Origin of the sequence: Variovorax sp. KK3, assembly GCF_001984055.1 — a bacterium.
Lineage (GTDB): Bacteria > Pseudomonadota > Gammaproteobacteria > Burkholderiales > Burkholderiaceae_C > Variovorax.
Genome location: NZ_LYVO01000103.1, coordinates 1 through 19,195, shown reverse-complemented (window position 1 = coordinate 19,195; position 19,195 = coordinate 1). Strand labels below are relative to the sequence as shown.

The window sequence follows — 19,195 nt, the reverse complement described above, 5'->3', positions numbered from 1 at the left end:
GAGTTCCACCCCACCCAGCACGGGCGGCGCCGCTGGAGCCACCCGCGCCGCCGCCCGTGCTGGGTGGGGTGGAACTCGGGATGGCGGAGCCGTCCGCATTGGTCGACGAACCCGCGCCCGCGAGTGCCTCGGCGCCGATGGCATCACCGCCCGTGAACACTTCCAGGAACACCTGCAAGCCCGTGCCGACCACCGGCACCGCGCCCAGAATGCCGTGGTTGCGCCGCATGTTGGCCATCATGGACAGCGAACTCAGGCGCCCCGCGAGGCCTTCCATGCCGGCCGCCTGCGCCTCGGCCGCCGCGTCGGTCAGTGCCTGCGCGGCATCGGCGTACTGCTTGAGCGTCGCGCCGATGTCGTTGAAGGCGCTGCCCGCACCGACCACCGCGCCCAGCGCGCCCGCCACCGCGGCGCCCGTGGCGGGCCCGCCGCCGCCGCCCGGCGAGATCGTCTTGAGCGGCGTGAGGTTCACGTCGGCCGTCGAGATCGACTTGATCTCGGGCGCCACGCAGTTGACCATCTTCACGCCCAGCGTGTTCTCGATGAACACGCCGCCGTTGTTGGTCATGGCCAGCGCCAGGGCGTTCTCAATGTTCAGCCCCATGAAGGTCGAGCGGTTGATGCCCAGGTTGGCCTCGCTGTTGCTGCCGATGTAGCCGCTGGTGTTGGGGCCCAGCACGGTGGTGTTCGAGCCGATCGAGGTCGCGTCGATGTTGCCCACCGACATCATCTCGATGCCGGTGTTGCTCATCAGCTTGATCTTGTTGGCCATCAGGTTCAGCGGACCGGTCGGCACCGTGATGTTCTTCGAGCTGCTGCCCGTCACCATCCAGTCGATGTGCGGCGTCTGGAAGCTCATCGAGCCCGCCATGAAGCTCATCTTGCCGGTGACGCTCACCGTCTGGTTGCCCACCACCGTGTGCGTTTCTCCGCCGTGGTAGGTCGTCTTCTGCGCGCCCGTCACGTCGACCGTGCTGGTGCCGCCCACCGTGAGCTGGTCGTTGGCGTCGACGAAGCTCGTGCGGTTGCCCACCACCTGGTTGTTCTGGGCGCCCTTCACGGTGTTCTTCTGGTCGACCACCACCATGTTGGTGTCGTTCTTCGTCACCGTGTTCTTGCGGTCGCGGTCCACCAGGATGGTCTGGTCGCGCTTGACAGTCACGGTCTGGTCGCGGTCGATCGTGGTGGAGTCGTCGCGCTCCACGCTCCGGCTCATGTCGAGTTCGGCGTGGATGTTGATCTTCTCCTCGCCCTTCTTGTCCTCGAACATGATCTCGTTGTGGTTGCCGGCATTGCCGCCCGGCGTCGAGCGCGTCTTGAAGCCGCTCTGCGTGGGCGACTTGTACGGAATGAACTGTTCGTCGTTGTACAGCCGCCCGACGACCAGCGGCCGGTCCGGGTCGCCGTTCAGGAAGTCGACCAGCACCTCCTGCCCGATGCGCGGAATGAAATAGCCGCCCCATCCCTTGCCGGCCCAGGGCTGCGACACGCGCACCCAGCAGGTCGACTTCTCGTTGCGCTTGTCGCTGCGGTCCCAGTGAAAGTGCACTTTCACCCGGCCGTGCTCGTCGACGTGCAGTTCCTCGTCCGACGGACCGACGACGATGGCCGACTGCGGCCCCGGCATGGTCACTCGCGGCGTGAGCCGCGGCGGCCTGAACAGCGTCTTCAACGGAAACACGGTGATCAGGAAGAAGCCGACGCCGCGCTCGCCCGTGTGCATGTGGGCCGAGTCGTCGAGCAGTTCGCGCAGCACGTCGAGCGTGTCGGCGTTCACGGCGTCGTCGGCCAGCACGTCCTCGAGCAACTGGCTGACCCGGCGCGGCCGCTCGCGGAAGTCCACCGACTCGTAGCCCGGGTGCGTCACCACGAAGGTGCAGGCGCCGATCACGTAGTCGCCGTCGCGCGAGCTGTCGGGATCGCCCTCGTAGAAGAAGCCGAGGCCGGGCGCCACGTCGGGCCAGGTGGTCAACGCCCACTGCCGGTCGCGCCGGCCCGCCAGTTGTTCGCCGCGGATCTTGGCCACGTTGTCGGCGCCGTCCGCAGTGAAGTAGCCGCCCGGGAACTCGAAAGACTCCAGGTCCGCCAGTTCGTAGCTGTCGGCGGCGTTCATGTCGGCGCCCAGCTTCTTCTTGATGGTCTTGAAGTTGCTGTCGCGCGTCGCGTGCTTGCCGGTGTCGAAGCGCTTCGCGTCCGCCCAGTGAATGATCTCGGCGAAGCGCCCTTCGCCCGCGGCGTCGGCTACGTGGCGCAAGGTGTCGCCGGCCGGCAGCTTATCGTGCGCCACGTCGCTCGCGTCGGCCAGGTGCATGGTGCCGGGGGCCTCGTGGGCGTCGAACCAGTAGTAGATGCCTTCTTCCTCCAGCAGCCGCGACAGGAAGGCGTAGTCGCTCTCCTGGTACTGCACGCAGTAGCGGCGAGGTTCGTGGACGCCGATCACACCGTCGGTCTTGTGCTTCTTGAAGCGCTTGACCGGGCTGTCGTCGCACACCAAATCGAAGACCTGCAGCACTTTCTTGTCCTGCTGAATGCACGCGTTCTGCCGCTTGCTCAAGAGCCAGAACCACGAACGCAGGCTGATGCGGTATTCGAACAGGCGCCCCGCCGGCGCCGTGCGCAGGAATCGCACCGCATGGCCCTGGCAGTGGCGTTCGCGCGCCTTGCCCTCCATATCGTCGAAGCCGATGACGACGTCGAAGGCGCGTCCCAGGATGTCCGCGGCGTCGATCTGGTCGTTTTCCGACAGCACGGTCAGCTCGTAGGCCGAGGCGCGCGACAGGCCCTCGTGCCCGACCACGCTCCAGAACATCAAATCGTCGACGACCGGCGAGTCGCTCTTGATCGTGAATGACTTGTCAGGCATGGCTCATCTTTTCCACTTCGGTGCCGTGTTGCGCGGAAGACGAATGGACCGGCGTCTTTTTGCACGACACCACCCAGCCCTCCACGGGTCTCGCGTTCTCCATGCGCAACTGCGCCTGCTGCATGGCCTCCAGCGACAGTCCCGCCCCCGCCAGCACGCGGCGCAGATAGTCCTCGCGGTGGCTGTAGCGGCCGTGCGGATGCAGCCGGAAGTCCTGCGCGTCCTCGCCGCTCGACGCTTCCAGCGTGAAGATCAGCACGCCCGCCGGGCGCAACGACCTCGCCGCCGCCTCGCACACGGGTCGCAGCTCGCCGAAATAGCACAGCGTGTCGGCCGACACGATGAGGTCGTAGGCCGTGGGCGCCTGCACCAGGAAGGCGGTGAGTTCGGCCTTGACCAGCGCGTCGTAGACCTCCCGCTGCTGCGCCTTGCCCAGCATGCGCTCCGACAGGTCGATGCCCTCCAGGCGCCGCGCGAACGGTGCCAGCAGCGGGCCGCACAGCCCGGTGCCGCAGCCCGCGTCCAGCACGTCGAGTTCGCGTCGCGGCTCGCCCATGCATTGCGCCACCACGTCGCCCACCAGGGCCGGCGCGCGGTAGTCCAGCATCGCGAGCTTGGCATCGAAGCTGTTCGCGAAGTCGTCGAACACCGCCTCGACGTACGCGTCGGGCGCGCGCTCCGGCACGGCCTCGCCGGTGCAGGCGGCGAGGTGGTGCAGCGCCTCGGGATGGCCGGGCTCCTCGGCCAGCCAGTCGCGATAGACCTGTGTCGCCTGGTCCAGCCTGCCCAGCATCTGGTAGGCCATGCCCAGCGCATGGCGCGCCTTGACGAAGCGCGGGTTGACGACCAGCGCCTCGCAGTAGGCGATGAGCGCTTCTTCATGGCGCTCTTGCCCGGTGAGCAGCCGCCCGAGATTGGTGAACGCATCGGCATAGCCGGGGTCGAGCGCGATCGCACGCCGGTAGAAGGCCTCGGCCTCGGGCAGCCTGTTCTGCTGCCGCCGCAGCACGCCCAGGTTGTTGGCCACATCGGGCCGCTCCGGCGCCAGCGCATTGGCCTGGGCATAGGCGTCGGCGGCTTCGTCGACCTGGCCCGTCTCCAGCAGCACGTTGCCCAGGTTGTTGTACCAATCCGGCACCGACGCATTGAGCGCGACCGAACGCCGGATCAGGCCGAGCGCCTCGTCGCTGCGGCCGCGCATGTGGACCAGCACGCCCATGAAGTGAAGGGCGTCGGCGTAATCCGGCGCGGCCGCGATGATGTAGCCGTAAAGCTTCTCCGCGTCGTCGAGCTTGCCCGCGCGGTGCAGCCGGACAGCCAGCTCCAGCGCATCGCCCAGGCTCAATGGCTGGACGGCTTCTGCCGGCTGCGCTTCGTGATCGGTGCTCACGTGACCTTGACCGGTACTTTCATCCGCATGCTCGCGATGGCGCTCGAGCCCGGGAAGATCGTCCGTATCGACATGGGCCGCGCGTAGTAGCGCGTCTGCACACCCTGCTTGGTGACGATGCTGCAGATCACGGTGGCGTTCTCCTGCAGATAGAACGTCCACAGCGTGCCCGTGCGAATGCCCATCACGCAGCCCCAAGGGTTGACCATGGTCACGGTGAACTTGCCGGCCTTGTCGAGCTTGGCCTTGAGCATGCGCTCGTACTCCTCGGCCTGCGCGGTGGAGCTGTTGCCCTTGGTGCCCGGCATCTTGACGTACTGCGTCTTGTTGACTTCCGCCACGATGTCGCCCTTGGCGCGCGCCGACGCCGAATTCGCCATGTGCTTGCGCAACGCCTCGCGCCAGAAGCGGGCGCCTTCGTTGTGGTCGGACTGCCCCGTGTTGCCGCCGGCGTGATAGATGGTCGGGTTGGCCTGGGAGCCCTGGAAGAACACGCTGCAGCCGTTGATGGCGGCCGTGAAGAAGATGTCGGGGTCCTCCGCCGTCGTGCCCTTCGGCGGAATGGTCAGTCGCACGATCGCGGTCGAGGCATCCCAGGGCAGAAACCAGATCGGCTTGCGGGAGCCGTCGTCCGCATAGTCGGCGTCGAAGCGCAGCACGCCGATGCCTTCCTGCTCGGCACCCGACTTGCCGCCCATCTGCCGGTCTTTCCACAGCTTGGCATAAGCCACCTTGTGGTCGCGCATCATGCGTGCGTAACGCACCGACTTCGGCACCGACCCTGCCGCGTTGGTGTTCAGGTGCGACGCGAAGCCCGTGGTATCGATGTCGGTGCCGGTCGACCCGCGATCTCCCGCGACGTCGTTCGGCGGCGCGATGGCGTATTTCTGCATGAAGGACAGCGGCTCGCTGAAGAACTTCTTGGTGTAGTTGGTCATGATCGAAAGACCCACTCGTGATCAGAACTCGTAAGTGAACGCACCATCGGCGACACCCACCTTCACGCGCTCGATCGCCTTCCCTTCCATCATGCGATTCAAGAACTCGCGGCTGACGTCCGGCAGCATCGTGTTGGTGAGGATCGCGTCGATCATCCGGCCGCCCGATTCGCTCTCGGTGCAGCGGCTCACGACCAGCTTCACCACGTCGTCGCCGTACTCGAACGGAATCGAATAGCGCGCCTCCACCCGCTTCTTGATGCGCTTGAGTTGCAGCTCGACGATCTTCCCGAGCATTTCGTCGGACAGCGGGTAGTAAGGAATGGTCACCAGCCGGCCCAGCAGCGCGGGCGGGAAGATCTTCAAGAGCGGATCGCGCAGCGCCTTGGCCATGCCCTCGGGGTCGGGCATCAGCTCCGGGTCTTTGCAGAGGCCGGCGATCAGGTCGGTGCCGGCATTGGTCGTCAGCAGGATGAGCGTGTTCTTGAAGTCGATGCTGCGGCCCTCGCCGTCTTCCATGAAGCCCTTGTCGAAGACCTGGAAGAAAAGCTCGTGCACGTCGGGGTGCGCCTTCTCCACCTCGTCGAGCAGCACCACGCTGTAGGGCCGGCGGCGCACGGCCTCGGTGAGCACGCCTCCCTCGCCGTAGCCCACGTAGCCGGGAGGCGCGCCCTTGAGCGAACTCACGGTGTGCGCCTCCTGGTACTCGCTCATGTTGATGACGATCATGTTCTGCTCGCCGCCGTACAGCGACTCGGCCAGCGCGATCGCGGTCTCGGTCTTGCCCACCCCCGAGGTGCCGGCCAGCATGAACACGCCGATCGGCTTGATCGGGTTGTCCAGCCCGGCGCGCGAGGTCTGGATGCGCTTGGCGATCATCTCCATCGCATGGTCCTGGCCGATCACGCGCTGCGACAGCAGCTTGGGCAGGTTGAGCACGGTCTCGATCTCGTTGCGCTGCATGCGGCCGACGGGAATGCCGGTCCAGTCGGCGACCACCGACGACACGGCATGCTGGTCGACCGAAGGCAGGATGAGCGGCGACTCGCCTTGCACCGCCGCGATCTGGCCTTGCAGATCGTGCAGTTCCGCCAGCAGCGCCGTGCGGTCGGGCGCCGCACCTTCGGCCGCGGCCGCGTCCACCGGCTTGTTGCCCTCGCGCAGCTTGCTGCGCAGTCCGAGCAAGCGGTCGACCAGCGCCTTCTCTTCCTTCCACCGTCCATTCAGCGCGTCGAGTTGCGTCTTCGCTTCCGACAGTTGCGACTGCACCAGCGACGAACGTTTGCTGACGTCGATGCCGATCGCCTCCTCGCGGCCGATGATCTCCTGCTCCACCGTCAGCGCCTCGATGCGGCGCTGCACGTCCTCGACCTCGGGCGGCATCGCATGCTGCGACACGGCGACGCGCGCGCAGGCGGTGTCGAGCAGGCTCACGGCCTTGTCGGGCAGCTGGCGTGCCGGGATGTAGCGGTGCGACAGCTTCACGGCCGCCTCGATCGCCTCGTCGAGCAGTTGCACGCGGTGGTGCTTCTCGAGCACGCTGGCCACGCCGCGCAACATCAGGATGGCCTTGGTCTCGTCGGGCTCCGGCACCTGCACCACCTGGAAGCGCCGCGTGAGCGCCGGGTCCTTCTCGATGTACTTCTTGTACTCGGCCCAGGTGGTGGCCCCGATGGTGCGCAGGTTGCCGCGCGCGAGCGCCGGCTTCAGCAGGTTGGCCGCATCGCCGGTGCCGGCCGCGCCGCCCGCGCCCACCAGCGTGTGGATCTCGTCGATGAACAGGATGATCGGCGTGGGCGAGGCCTGCACCTCGTCGATGACCTGGCGCAGGCGCTGCTCGAACTCGCCCTTCATGCTGGCGCCGGCCTGCAGCAGGCCGATATCGAGCGTGAGCAGCTTCACGTCCTTGAGCTGCGGCGGCACGTCGCCGCGCGCCAGGCGCTGCGCGAAACCTTCGACCACCGCGGTCTTGCCGACGCCGGCTTCGCCTGTGAGCAGCGGGTTGTTCTGGCGGCGCCGCATCAGGATGTCGACGATCTGGCGGATCTCTTCGTCGCGCCCGGTCACCGGGTCCATCTCTCCCTTCTTGGCCTTCTCCGTGAGGTCGACAGCAAACTTCTTGAGCGCATCGCCCTTGCCCATGGCGGCCGGCGCCATCGCGCCGCTGTCTTCGCCGGGGGCGCCGCTGCCCATGCCGGTGCCGTCCTGCGCGCGCATCTTCGATTCGGGCGAGGGGTCGCAGATCTTCGCGAAGTTGTCGGCCAGGTCTTCGACCTTGACCTTCTCGAACTGCTTCGACATGTTGAGCAGCGGATTGCGCAGGCTCGGCGTCTTGAGCATGCCCACCAGCAGATAACCGGTGCGCACCTGCGCCTCGCCGAACTGCAGCGTGGCGTAGGTCCACGCGCGCTCGATGGCGTTTTCGATGTGCGGCGAGAAGTCGCTGATGGCGGTGGCCCCGCGCGGCAGGCGGTCGAGTGCGGCCGTCATGTCCTTGGCGATCACCGAGACGTCGAGCCCGTAATGCTGGATCACGCGGTGCAGGTCGGAGTCCTGCGCCTGCAGGAACTGGGCGAACCAGTGCTCCAGCTCCACGTAGGGGTTGCCACGCATCTTGCAGAAGACGGTGGCTCCCTCGATCGCCTTGTACGCCAGCGAGTTGAGCTTGCCGAACAGGGCGGTGCGACTGATTTCACTCATGGCTTTTTCTCCATCGTCGAATGAGGGGCGGAATGAATTCCGAATGAGTCCGAATGAATCTGCAATGAATTCCAATGAACGCTCAGGCCGGCACGTTCGCCGCGTCGCCGTCGATGCGCACATCGGCGGCGTCGCGCCGGCGGGCCCGCGAGCCGAGCCACGACACCCAGCCCAGCCGCGGCGCATTGCCTGCGCCCGCGCCCAGGCGCGTGGGCGGCACTTCCCCCTGTTCCAGAATCAGCTCGGCGTCCCAATACAGCTCGCCTCCCAGCAGTTGCTGCATCCAGCGCTGCAGCGCAAGCCGCGCCGAACCGGAGGGCAGGAACATGCGGTAGCGCTCCAGCGACAGCGGCCCGATGTGCAGCCGCACGCGGTGCTGCCGGTCCCAGGCGCGCTGGCCCATCATGGCGCCGAGGCCGAGCGTGCGCGACGCTTCGCCGCGGCCCAGCCGCGTGAGTTCCTGCGTGGGCAGCGGCATCCAGTGCCCAACCCACGGCTCGAGGCGCACCGGCACACCGAAGTAGCTGCCGAGCACCGCCTCCACGCCTTCGGCGTTGTGCACCTGCCGCAGCAGGCGCCCCGAGAAATGCAGGCGCGCGTCGTCGTGAATCTGGTCGCGGCCCTGCCGCGCTGCCGTGCCGATGCCGACCAGCGCGCCGACCTGGCGGCGGAAGTTGTCTTCCTGCGGCCGGTCCATGCCCACCGCCGGCCGGGCCTGGGCCCAGGCCCGGTAGAAGAACAGCGAGAAGCGATGCGCGAAGGTGTCCAGAAAGGCGAGCCAGGTCGGGTCGCCGTAATTGATGGTGCGCTCGCGGATGAAGTCGCTCAGGTGCACCGGCAGCGGCCCGTTCGGGCCCAGGTAGCCGAAGAAGTGCTGGCGCAGCCGCGGCGGCGAATGCGCCGCGGTCGCCTCGAAGCGGCTGAAGCTCGCGGGCGCGAACGACAGCGACGGCTCCTGCCCCACGCGCACCGGCTCCGCGCTCGGCAGCAGCGCGCGGCCCCAGCGCGGCGCCGGCGCGGCCAAGGCCTCGAGCCTCCGCATCAGCGCGAAGTAGTCGTAGGCCCAGGGCTCGGCGCCGCAGGCCTGCAGCCGCTGCCCGACCGTCTCGGACGCTGCGGCCTGCGCGCGCGGGAGGTTCACAGGATCGGGCGTGCCCCGCACAGCGGCCTCCATCGCATGATCTCGCCCCGGCCCGCCGCGGCGAGCACGGTCTCGACGAAATGATTGACCTCCACGTGACGCGCCAGGTAGCGCGCCATCACCGCGCCGAACAGAAAGGCGCTGTGCCCGTGGAAGGCGTTGCGGTCGACCTCCAGCGTCACCTCGAGCCCGCGGCCGAAGGCGATCGGCCCGGCCAGCGGCAGGCGCCGCGCCACCGGCTTCGATCGCACCGACAGCAGCCCGCGCACCTGGCTCTGCCGCGATTCGTCGGCGAGCCCGGCATAGAGCATGAGCATCTCGCGCAGTGCGGCCGCGCCCTGCTGCGGCGAGCTGTCGGCGAGCGACAGGTAGTTGAGCGCCAGGTGGTCGATGACGCGCCACCCGAGTCCCTGGCTCACCACCGGCGACACCGGCCGCGACGGGCCGCGCACCATGCGCACGCGCTGTGCCGGAAAGGAGTCGATGCAGTCGAAGTCGTTGTCGCGGCCCATCGGCAGCAAGAGCGGCAGGTCGCGGTTGGTGACCAGCGCGTTCACGGCCAACTGCCGCAGCGTGCCGGCGAAGGGGGCTTGCTGCGGATCGACGATCTGCATGTAGACCTCGGAGCCGATGTGGCTGCTGCGGTGCCCTTCGGTGCGCTGCTTCGCCGACGGCATGCGGGGCTCGCGCGTGGTCGTGAAGTAGGCCGGGTGACCATGGCGGCTGCCGTGGAAGGCCGCGTAGAAAGGCAGGAAGGCCTGCTCCAGCACACCCTCGCCGGCACTCGGGCCGCCGTGGCCGATCACCTCGGTGACGGTGTGCACCTCGAAGTCCTGCGGTCGGGTGCGGTCGGGCAGCAGGTGGAACTGGCTCACGCCCTCGTTGACCGTCACGCGGTCGAGCCGCTTCGCGAACAGGTTGACGGCCGGCACACAGTGCAGCCGCACGTTGTCGGCGCTGACGAGCTTCTCGAGCGCCGCGTCGCCGCGCGAAAAGAGCACCACGACCTCGACCTCGCTCACCGGCAAGTTCGCAAGCACGCGTTGCAGGCCCGTGATGCGCGCGAACTGGAAGCGCTGCGGAAACGCGAAGTACTCCTGCACGAGCCGGTGCCCCGAGAAGCCGGTGGCGGTGACGGGCAGCAGCGCCTCGTCGTCCTCGAAGCCCACCGCCTCGACCGCGCTGGCGGGGAGCTGGCGCACGGCACCGGCCGAGGCGCCCGAGGCCAGCGGCTGCACCATCACGCCGAGCGGCTTGCCCAGCATGCATTCGTGCAGCTGCCAGGCCACGTCTTCGGCGCCGCCGAAATGAATCACCAGGTCGTCGAGTGCGATCTGGTCGAATTTGAGCCCCGCGGTGGCGCGCAGCGCGATGCGCAGCCCGCCACGGATCTCGCGCGACTGCGGATGCTGCGCCAGCGGCAGGTCGGGCGCGTAGCTGAAGTACTGCGCGCGCTGCACCTCGACGGGCCACACGCGCAAGGCGCGCGACGTGCGGAACTCGCAATGCGTGCTCTGGCCCACCGCCTGCCGCGCGCGCAGCCCGCTGCCGCGCTTCAACGTGGGGCCATGGGCCAGATTGGCGTCGTCCGGGTCGCAGCCCACCGACACCACCACCATCGAGGGCGTGGGCGCCATGAACTGCGGATAGACGATGTCGAGCAGGTGGCCGGTGAAGCGCGGGTACTCGGCATCGAGCTTGAGGCCGACCCGCGCCGACAGGAAGGCGGTGGCCTCGATCAGCCGTTCGACATAGGGATCGGCCACCTCCTGGCCTTCGATGCCCAGTCGGTTCGCGATCTTCGGGAAGGCGCGCGCGAACTCCCCGGCGCTCTCGCGGAAGTAGCGCAGTTCCTGTTCATACAGGGTCAGGAGGCGCGGGTCCATGCAAGCTCAGCGCCGCGCGAGCGCAGCTTCATCCTCGATCTCGATCCGCCCCTCTTCCAGGTCGATGCGGCTGCGCATCAAAAACTCCAGCGGCACCGGTTGCGCCCACAGCATTCCGCGGATCTTGAGCCCGATGCGGTTGTGGGAGTCGAGTGCCGAGCCTTCCATGACGAGTTCCACTTCGAGTGTGCGAGGCAGGATGCGGGGCTCGAACTGCAGGATGGCGTTCTTCAGAGCCTGTTCCATGCTGACACGCTGAACGGACGACGTGAACTGGCCGGACAGCATAGGCAATCCGTAGTTGAGCACCGAGCGCGCCGCGTTGGGATAGCGCTTGTCGTCGAAGGCCAGGCCGTGCCCGGTGGCGTTGAGCAGCCACGACAGGTCGCGCAGCATGGCCTGGCGCAGGGCCTGGCGCGTGAGGGTGCGCTTGTCGTCGCCCTCGCGCTTCTCGCTCGGGGCGTTGTCGATCAGCCGGTCGAGCAGCGAGGGCTGCAGCCGTTCCTGCGCGATCTGCTCAGCCACCGGCGGCCTCCTGCTGCGCCTCCCCCGTCTCGGCCGTGAAGAGGATCTCGCGGATGTCGAGCATGGCGTGTTCCTCGCCGTCGTCGCCGCTGAACATGCGCTGGCCATGGCCGGCCCAGACCTCGGGCTGCAGCTCGCGCCATTCGGTCTTGCGCGCCAGCTGCAGCCCGCCGTCGCCGCAGGCCTGCGAGCCTTCGTAGCGCGTGGGCACCAGCGCCAGCGTTTCGCCGCCGTTCTCGAACTGCAGGTGCGCTGGCAGCCAGACGCAGTCGCGCAGGTCTTCGGGCGGGTCGAACTTGATGTGGGCGAGGCGGGCGAAGGGAATCCAGTAGTACCGGCCGTTCACGAAGGCTTCGAGCACCGGGCCCAGGCGCATGTCGGCATCGGCCAGCCAGTCGAAGGGCTTGCCGTCGAGCGTGCCGGGCGTGGCGGGCGCGGCATCGAAGGCACGGCCGCGCAGGTCTTCGGCCAGCGCCGCATCGCCGGTGCCGTGGCGCAGCAGCGATTCGATCAAGAGCGCAAGCCATTCGTCGGGCTGCCCGAAGACCATCGGCGTGCGCTTGCCCGCGAACACTTCGGCGCGCAGGCCTTCGCAGCGGATGGCTTCGCCATACACCTGCTTCATCGGCACCGCCAGCGCATCGAGCTCGGCCGCCACGCCGAGCTGGTTGAGCGCGCGTTCCCACTGGCCGACCACGCACAACAGCTGGGCCATGAAGACGCGCAGCTTCGCATCGCCGGGCTTGGCCTTGACCTCGTCGGTCAGGGCCTTGAGTGCGCCGGTCGGATCGGCGGCTTGAAGGAGTTCGGCTGATCGAGTCATACAACATTCCTTTTCGATTGCGTGGAACCACGGAGCAATGCAATGCACCGGCCGGCGAAGCCAGGCCCGATCGGGAGACACCGTGGAACCGGCTTTGCCGGGCCACTGGTGTCGCCCCCGGAGAGGGGGTTGGCGGACCACACGAAGTGGGGGAGCCTGGGGAAGAGCTTGGTCATTCGTTGTTCATGACGCAGCTGCGGACGGCGCCGCGCTGGCCGGTCGACTTCTGCGGCGCGGAGCGCAGCTCGATCTTCCGGTAGTAGAAGAAGATGATTTCGCAAGGCCGCCGCGGCGTGCCGCCGGTCAGGATCGAATGGGTGTCGACGCGCGCACCCTCGAGCAGGATCTCGAGCGTGGGCTGCATGTCCTTCGACGCATCGCCGCCCGCCTTGAAGACCGAGAGCTGCACCTTGATGTCCGAATCCTGGCTCTTCATGAGGCTCGCGATCGAGGCCGTGGCCGCATCGCAGTTGCGCACCACGATCAACGGGTGGTTGCGCACCCGGCCCTTGCTCGCACCGGGCGGCGTCTTGACCTCGGCCAGGTAGGCATAGCCCGCGATGTCCATGCGCTGCTTGCCGTCTTCGTAGGCGCGCTTGGACTCGCCCTCCATCACCGTGCCCTTGTTCTCGATCAGCATGGCGAAGTCGTTGTCGCTGACACCGGTCATGTGATCCAGCAGGCGCAGGGCCTCGTCCGGGTCCAGGGTTCCGTCGATCGTCCAGGACATCTGTATCTCCTCGAAGTGAAGGCAAGGCGTTCAATTGACCGTGGTCCAGCGGACCATGGCGGTGAAAATCTGTCGGCGCCGTTCCGGCTGCACCGCGCCGCGCACGCGCAGGTCGGCAAGCGACTCGGCCGCGCGCGCACCGAAGAGGCGCGGTGCGCTGTGCGCCACTGCGGGCACCGCCAGCACAACCAGGCGCGTGCCCTCGCCGGCCAGCCAGGGCAGGTCGAAGCGCTGGGTGGCGGGCGCCTCGCTCGTGCCGCGTTCGAAGCGGTTCGACTCGCCGGGGTCGGCGGGGTACACCGGCCGGATCGCGCCCTGCGCGTCCACGCCGACGACGACCATGTCGAGCGACTGCCCGGTGGCATTGCGCACATGCAGCACGGCGCGCTCGTTGGCGCGCGGCGGCTGCAGGCGGAGTGCGGCTTGCTGTGCCGGCTCGCTGCGCAGCAGGCGGGCGCCGTCCCACACCTCGAGCGTGGCGTCGAAGCCGGCCAGGCGTCCGTCCTGCCCCAGGGCCTGAAGACGGTCGAGCCACTTGAGCTGGGCCAGGGCCTGCAGACGCTGGCGCAGGCCGGCCGCATCGGCCACCACGACACCGGGAGCACCGAGCGCGGGCGAGTCGATGTCCAAGCGATGGCCGGCAGGCCCCAGGTCGGCCCAGCGCACATCGGCATCGCCTTCGCTCACCAGCCGGATCGAAGCCGGGTAGTCGAGCGCCATGCCCGCGGGCAGCGGGCCCTTGCCGCGCACGCGCAGAGCCAGATCGGGCGGTTCGTCGAGCGGCACGATGCTCCACAGCGCGGCACCGGACAGCCCCTGCAGCGACGCCGGCACCGGCAGGCCCGATGCGTCCGCGCCGACCTGGGCCAGCGCCGCGGCCTCGCTGCGCACGGTGCCGTCTTCGAGCGTGGCGCGCACGCGCACTGGCTGTTGCGGCACCAGCCCGTCGAGCTCGCCGGCCTGCACGCGCAGGCTCGCACCCGCACGCTCGGCACGCCACACGGGGCGCGTCGATGCGGGGGCCGCCGTGTTGGAGAACAGGGGCGCGTCGAGGTTGCCCTCGGCCACGGGCGAGGGCAGCTCCCGGTTGGGAAAACGCGTCTCCAGCTCGGCGATGACGGGCGGATAGAGCGCGAGCACGCCGTCGAAGAGTTCGCGCCAGGTGCCGGGCCGGCGCTGCAGCGCCTCGACCACGGCCCAGGTCAGCAGGCCTTGCGGCTGCGCCTCGCGGCTGCCGCGCGGCAGGCGCAGTTCGGGCGTGACCTGGTGGCTCTCGGAGGCGAACAGGGCGACGTAGCGCGCACGCGGCACGGCCGGGCCGGCCGGTGCCACGGCCGACACCGCCGCCGGTGCAGCGACCGCCGTGCCGCGCGCGAGCACGTCGGCGCGGATGCCTCGGAAGCGAACCTCGTCCTCAAACGGTGCTGCAGGTGAAGGCGAAGATGCAGGTGTCGCCGTCGCAGCGCGCGTCATCGATGCGGCGGCACAGGTGTCGAACACCGAGCCCACGAACACGCCGCGCGCCAGGAAGGCCTGTACCCAGGCGTCGATGTCCACGTCGCGCAGGCCGCCGGGCAGCGGTGCGCCGCTGCCCACGGCACCGGCAACGTCGCGCGCGAGAAAGTTCTCGGCCAGGCCGTCGGGCTCCTGGTATCGCTTGGTGCCGTCGCGCCAGCGGGTGCCATGGCCCGAGAAGTAGAGCAGCACGAAGTCGCCGCTCGTCGATCGGGCGAGCAGGCGGCCCAGCGCTTCGTGGATGCGCTGTGCATCGGGCAGTGCGGCGCCGGCCACGCCGTCGGCCAGCACGTGGATGTCGGCCGCGGCGAAGCCCTGCTGCTCCAGGGCGCGGCGCATCAGCATCACGTCGTTGCGCGGTGCCTGCAGCCACATCGACGACGGCTGGTTCACCAGCTCGGACACGCCCACCAGCAAGGCACGCTGCACCGCATTCGCGCCGCCGGCCGTGGCCAGCAAGGCCAGCAGCAAGGCCGCACGAAGAAGGCGGTGCAGGTCGATCACGTGCGTGCCCTTCGCTTCATGGCGGCGCCACCGATTCGACCAGCGGCGAATTCACGAGCAGCGCGCGGCCCTGCACCGCATCGCCGCCGGCCAGGCGCAGCCGCCAGCGGCCTTGCGCGTCGGGCCCGCCGATGACTTCGGCGCCGGCCGCGGCCAGCAGCGACTGCGCATCGGCCATGCCGGTGGCGGGCTTCCAGCGCAGCAGCACCTGCGTCTGCGCGGCCGGCGTCGCCGGCGCAGGCAGCGTGCGAAAGAGCACCTCTTCGGGCTCGTCGGCCGAACGCAGCAGGGCCACGTTCTGCACCACCACCACCAGGGCGAGCAGGGCCAGCGCCGGGCGCACGACGCGATCGGCGCGAAACCAGCCCATCAGCCGCGACCACCAGTCGCCGCGCGCGGCGGCTACCGGCACGGCAGGCGTGAGCGCGCCGGGCTCGGTCGACGCATGCAGCGGCGTGGCGAGCCGGGTGGCGGCCTCGAGGTAGAGCGTCTGGTAGTCGGCGCGCGGATCGTCCACGCCCAGCGGCGTGCCCGACAGCACCGTGAACACGCCGCCCGTGGTGCGCAACGCGATGCGGCCGGGCTCGGGCGAGATCGGCAGCGGCTGCTGCACGGCCCATTCGTCGTGCACCGCGCGCACGGCCGCCAGCCGCGTGGCCGACAGTTCCCCCAGCACGCGCGCGCACAACTGCGGCCGCTGCTCGATGTTGACCACGTTCCAGGTCTGGATGAGGCCGAACATGGGCTCGAAGGGCTCGTCGCCGGGCTCCAGCAGCACGTCGTAGGCGCTGGCCCAGTCGGCCTCGCTGGCGGCCATCCACCCGCGCCACAGCTTGCCGTGCAGGCACTTGTCGAGCAGCACGCCGAGCAGGCGGCCGTCGTGCAGCACGCTGATCAGGCGGCCCGGCATCCAGCGCGCCGGAAAGGCCCGCTCGGCCACGGCCTCGCGCCGCCGCGCGAGTTCGGTCAGCGGCAGCAGCAGGCTGGCGTCGAAGGACCGGGCGGCCGCGGTGCCGGCGGCGGGGGCCGGGATGTCGGCGGCGGCCGGCCCGTCGCCCGAGCGCCCGAGGGTGCTGCGGATCAGGCTGAGCGGCGGCCAGAGATCGGTGGGCATGGGTCTTGTCCTGAATGGCTTACGTCTTCAGGTGTAAGACGCCTCAGCGCCCAGGATTTTGAAAACCTGCAGGATCGCGCCCATGTTGCCGCCCTCGATCGCGATGCCCAGCGTCTGCGTGATCCACTGGCCCAGCGTGGTGCGCGCATAGTCGGCCGGCAGGCCCTCGCGCTTGTGCACCAGGCCCAGGCGGCCGGCGCGGTAGTGGTACGAGGCGATGGCGTGGCGCGCCGCGATGCCCGACAGCCCGCCGGCCGCCTCGCGGCCGAAGCCTTCGCACAGCAGGATGCGCTCGGGCTCGGGCAGCCCGGCGATGAAGCGCCGCGCCGCGGCCTGCACGGCCGGCGTGCTGAGGCCGTGCTCGACCAGTTCGTCCTCGGCATCCTCGGCCGCGCCGACCTGGGCTTCGAGTTCGTTCTCTGTGATCTGGTCGCCGATCGAGAGCTTGCGGCGGAACGAGCTGGCGCGGGTGCAGTCGATCAGGTAGCGCCGGAAGTACGCGCACAGGGCGAAGGCGGTGGACGGCGCGCTGCGGGTGCGGGCCTCGTCGTCGCCCGCGGCGGGCTCGTCCGCATCGTCCAGGTCGGCATCGAGCCGCAGCACCTTGGCATAGATGAACTGCGCGACGAGGTCGGCGCGGCTCTCGCCGAGTGCGCGCAACTCGGGCGGATGGCAGCCACCAAGGGCACCGCCGACGATGCCGTACATGCGGCCCATCTCGTCGGAGGACAGCGTTTGACGCCGCCGCCAGAGGCGGACGAGTTCGACGCTCTGCTCCGCGGAAAGGGTGTCCTGCATGCCGCTGGGTGCCGCTGAAGGAGGCCGCTACCTGCCGCTAGTCATCCACACAGGCGTCTTCTTGCGGCACCAGGCATTGCGGAAGGTCCGCGCCCACTGCCGCGCCGCGCGTGCGGATGCTCGACGTCGCAGCCGCGGCCACGGCCTGGCCGCGCGGCAGCAGGATCCACAGCTGGCCGCGCTCCTTCATGCGGCGTGCCTGCGTGGCGGCCTGCTGGCCGTTGCCGAAGAAGTAGTCGGCCCGCACCGCGCCGCGGATCGCGCCGCCGGTGTCCTGCGCGATGGTGAGGCGCTGCATCGGCGTGCCGCTGCCCGGCGTGCGGGTCGAGACGAAGACGGGGTAGCCCAGCGGCGTGCTGCGCGGGTCGACCGCGATCGAACGGCCCGCCGACAGCGGCACGCCGAAGGCGCCGACCGGCCCGCCGGCGCCGCCGCCGGCTTCCTTGAAGAACACGTAGCTCGGGTCCTTGATGCCCGAGCCGAGCACCGGGCTGGTGGCGCGCCGGCCCGGCACCACCACCGCGCCGCTCGCGGCAGGCAGGGCCAGCGTGAAGCCGCGCGTGCGGATGGCGGTGGTGCTGTCGGCCTCGTCGTCGCCGTCGTCGAGTTCGAGTTCCACGCCCAGGCCGCGGGTCTTCACGGTACTCAGGGGCTTGCCGGAAGACGACTGCGCGATCGTGGGCCGGAAGGGCTGGCCGTTCTGCTCGGCATAGGCGACGCGCACCACCTCGCCGCTGGGCAGGCGGATGCGGCCCGAGCCCTGGATCTGCATCTCGTAGAGCGCGGTGGCGCTGCTGACGAAGGCGAGCACGCGGGCGTTGGGCGCGCCCTTGGTCTCGATCTCTTCGCGCGTGTAGTAGGGCAAGAGGCGGCGGCCCTCGATGCGCAGGCGCACCTTGCGGTCGAGCGTGTCGCGCGTGATGCCGGACAGGTCGAGCGCGTAGAGGCCGGGCGCGCCCATGTCGCGGGTGGACAGACCTTGCTGCACGACCACATTGCGGCCCTCGAGGCGCGCGGCCACCGTGCCGGTGCCGGGCGGCAGCTTGCGCGCGTCGGCGAACAGCATGTCCTCCGGCTGGCCGTACACCGGGTAGATGTAGGGCGGCGCGTAGCTGCGGCTGCCGGGGATCTCGGGCTCGAAATAGCCGGTGACGACGCCGTCGGGCTTGCGGTCGTCGTCGCGGATCTGATAGACCGAGAACTCGCGCTCGAAGAAGCCGCGGATCGCGGGGTTGCTCTTGCCGTCCACCGCCGCGGCGCGTTGGCAGATCTGGCGCCACTCGGCACCGCGGCCGGTCATCACCTTGCAGCTGCCGATAAAGGCCGGCCAGCTTTCGGCGAAGTCGTCGCGCACCCAGCCGGGCACGGTGTCGTAGCCGACCGAGGTGTAGGTGGCGAGCTGGGTCGAGAAGGTGCGGGCCTGCCCGGCGACGCTGGCGTTGCCGCTGGGCGGTCGGGCGGGCTCGGGCGCGGCGCCGATCGTCACGGGCGCCTGCGCGGCGACAGGTGCCACCGGCGCGGCGGCCACCGGTGCCGGGCGCGCCGGTGCCGGTGCCGGCGGCGGTGCGGTGGCGCAGCCCGCGAGCGTCGCGGCGATGCCCGCCGCAGTGCCCCAGCGCAGCACGGCGAAGAAGGCCGTCGACGAGGAAGAGACGTTGGTGAGGTGTGCGACGTTGATGCCGTTGGTGTTCATGCTGCGCTCCGGGTCATGAGGCGTGGGCCAGCTGGCCCGACGTCCGGAAGACGATTACTTCTCCGTGATCTTGAAAAACGCCGTGCCGTAGTTGTCCTTGCAAGGCGAACCGGACGGGCACACGGGCTTGCCGAGCAAGGGCGCGGGCCCGGCGCCGCGGGCGGCTTCGAGCGCGGAAAGCACCGGCAGCGGGAACTGCGGGAACACGCCCTCGTTCTGCAGGCCGGAGCCGCTGAAGTCGCGCTCACGCTCGCTGACCAGCACGGCGAACTGGTTCACGCCGGGCGGGCCGCCCGCATCCATCGGCCAGGACGCACGCGGCAGCGCGAGGCTGGCACCGGCGTTGATCTTGTTGTACTTGTCGAGCAGGTTGGGGAAGAGCAGGAACATCTCGCCGCCGCTCGACAACAGGTAGACGTAGACGAAGCCCTCGCGCTTGCTGCGCACCTCGAAGCCCAGCTTGTCCTTGCCGACCGTCACCTCGGCCTTGCGCGCCGTGGCCGCGACGTCGAAGCCGGGCGTGGTGCCCTCGGCCAGCGCCTGCAGCGACTCGGCCGGCGTGCGCGGCGGCGGTG

At 69.4% G+C, this 19,195-nt stretch carries 14 protein-coding genes; all 14 read right to left on the bottom strand.

Annotated features, from left to right (window positions below; genetic code table 11):
- On the bottom strand, positions 1-2,863 hold a 2,863-nt coding region (locus B0W80_RS30795; protein ID WP_077002959.1), incomplete at its 3' end, for a type VI secretion system Vgr family protein.
- The gene (locus tag B0W80_RS30790; protein WP_083745741.1) at positions 2,856-4,253 is read right to left on the bottom strand and encodes a tetratricopeptide repeat protein; all 1,398 of its coding nucleotides are present in this window, start codon (positions 4,251-4,253) and stop codon (positions 2,856-2,858) included. The genes B0W80_RS30795 and B0W80_RS30790, both read right to left, overlap by 8 nt.
- Complete coding sequence (locus tag B0W80_RS30785) at positions 4,250-5,191, bottom strand: hypothetical protein (RefSeq protein ID WP_077002958.1); 942 nt, start codon at positions 5,189-5,191, stop codon at positions 4,250-4,252. Before B0W80_RS30785 ends, B0W80_RS30790 begins: the two co-directional genes overlap by 4 nt.
- A gap of 21 nt (positions 5,192-5,212) precedes the next feature.
- Complete coding sequence (gene tssH, locus B0W80_RS30780; RefSeq protein WP_077002957.1) at positions 5,213-7,891, bottom strand: type VI secretion system ATPase TssH; 2,679 nt, start codon at positions 7,889-7,891, stop codon at positions 5,213-5,215.
- An 82-nt stretch (positions 7,892-7,973) separates the two neighbouring features.
- The gene (tssG, locus tag B0W80_RS30775; protein ID WP_256856736.1) at positions 7,974-9,032 is read right to left on the bottom strand and encodes a type VI secretion system baseplate subunit TssG; all 1,059 of its coding nucleotides are present in this window, start codon (positions 9,030-9,032) and stop codon (positions 7,974-7,976) included.
- On the bottom strand, positions 9,029-10,918 hold the full coding sequence (tssF, locus tag B0W80_RS30770) for a type VI secretion system baseplate subunit TssF (RefSeq protein WP_077002955.1): 1,890 nt from the start codon (positions 10,916-10,918) through the stop codon (positions 9,029-9,031). The genes tssG and tssF overlap by 4 nt, the downstream gene beginning before the upstream one ends.
- Positions 10,919-10,924: 6 nt before the next feature.
- On the bottom strand, positions 10,925-11,443 hold the full coding sequence (gene tssE, locus B0W80_RS30765) for a type VI secretion system baseplate subunit TssE (RefSeq protein WP_077002954.1): 519 nt from the start codon (positions 11,441-11,443) through the stop codon (positions 10,925-10,927).
- Positions 11,436-12,266, bottom strand: a complete 831-nt coding sequence (locus B0W80_RS30760; RefSeq protein WP_077002953.1) for a type VI secretion system accessory protein TagJ — start codon at positions 12,264-12,266, stop codon at positions 11,436-11,438. Before B0W80_RS30760 ends, tssE begins: the two co-directional genes overlap by 8 nt.
- 172 nt (positions 12,267-12,438) lie before the next feature.
- Positions 12,439-12,996, bottom strand: coding sequence for a type VI secretion system tube protein Hcp (locus B0W80_RS30755; RefSeq protein WP_077002952.1), 558 nt, complete (start codon positions 12,994-12,996; stop codon positions 12,439-12,441).
- Between the two features lie 30 nt (positions 12,997-13,026).
- Positions 13,027-15,015 (bottom strand): caspase family protein, encoded by a 1,989-nt coding sequence (locus tag B0W80_RS30750; protein WP_256856735.1) that lies wholly within the window; start codon positions 15,013-15,015, stop codon positions 13,027-13,029.
- A 16-nt stretch (positions 15,016-15,031) separates the two neighbouring features.
- On the bottom strand, positions 15,032-16,129 hold the full coding sequence (locus tag B0W80_RS30745) for a hypothetical protein (RefSeq protein WP_077002951.1): 1,098 nt from the start codon (positions 16,127-16,129) through the stop codon (positions 15,032-15,034).
- Between the two features lie 27 nt (positions 16,130-16,156).
- Positions 16,157-16,927, bottom strand: coding sequence for a hypothetical protein (locus B0W80_RS30740; RefSeq protein WP_077002950.1), 771 nt, complete (start codon positions 16,925-16,927; stop codon positions 16,157-16,159).
- A gap of 37 nt (positions 16,928-16,964) precedes the next feature.
- Positions 16,965-18,620: a murein transglycosylase A gene (locus B0W80_RS30735; RefSeq protein ID WP_077002949.1), complete on the bottom strand. Its 1,656-nt coding sequence runs from the start codon at positions 18,618-18,620 to the stop codon at positions 16,965-16,967.
- Positions 18,621-18,674: 54 nt separating this feature from the next.
- Positions 18,675-19,195 (bottom strand): DUF4384 domain-containing protein (locus B0W80_RS30730; protein ID WP_143684855.1); only part of this gene is annotated, 521 nt, incomplete at its 5' end.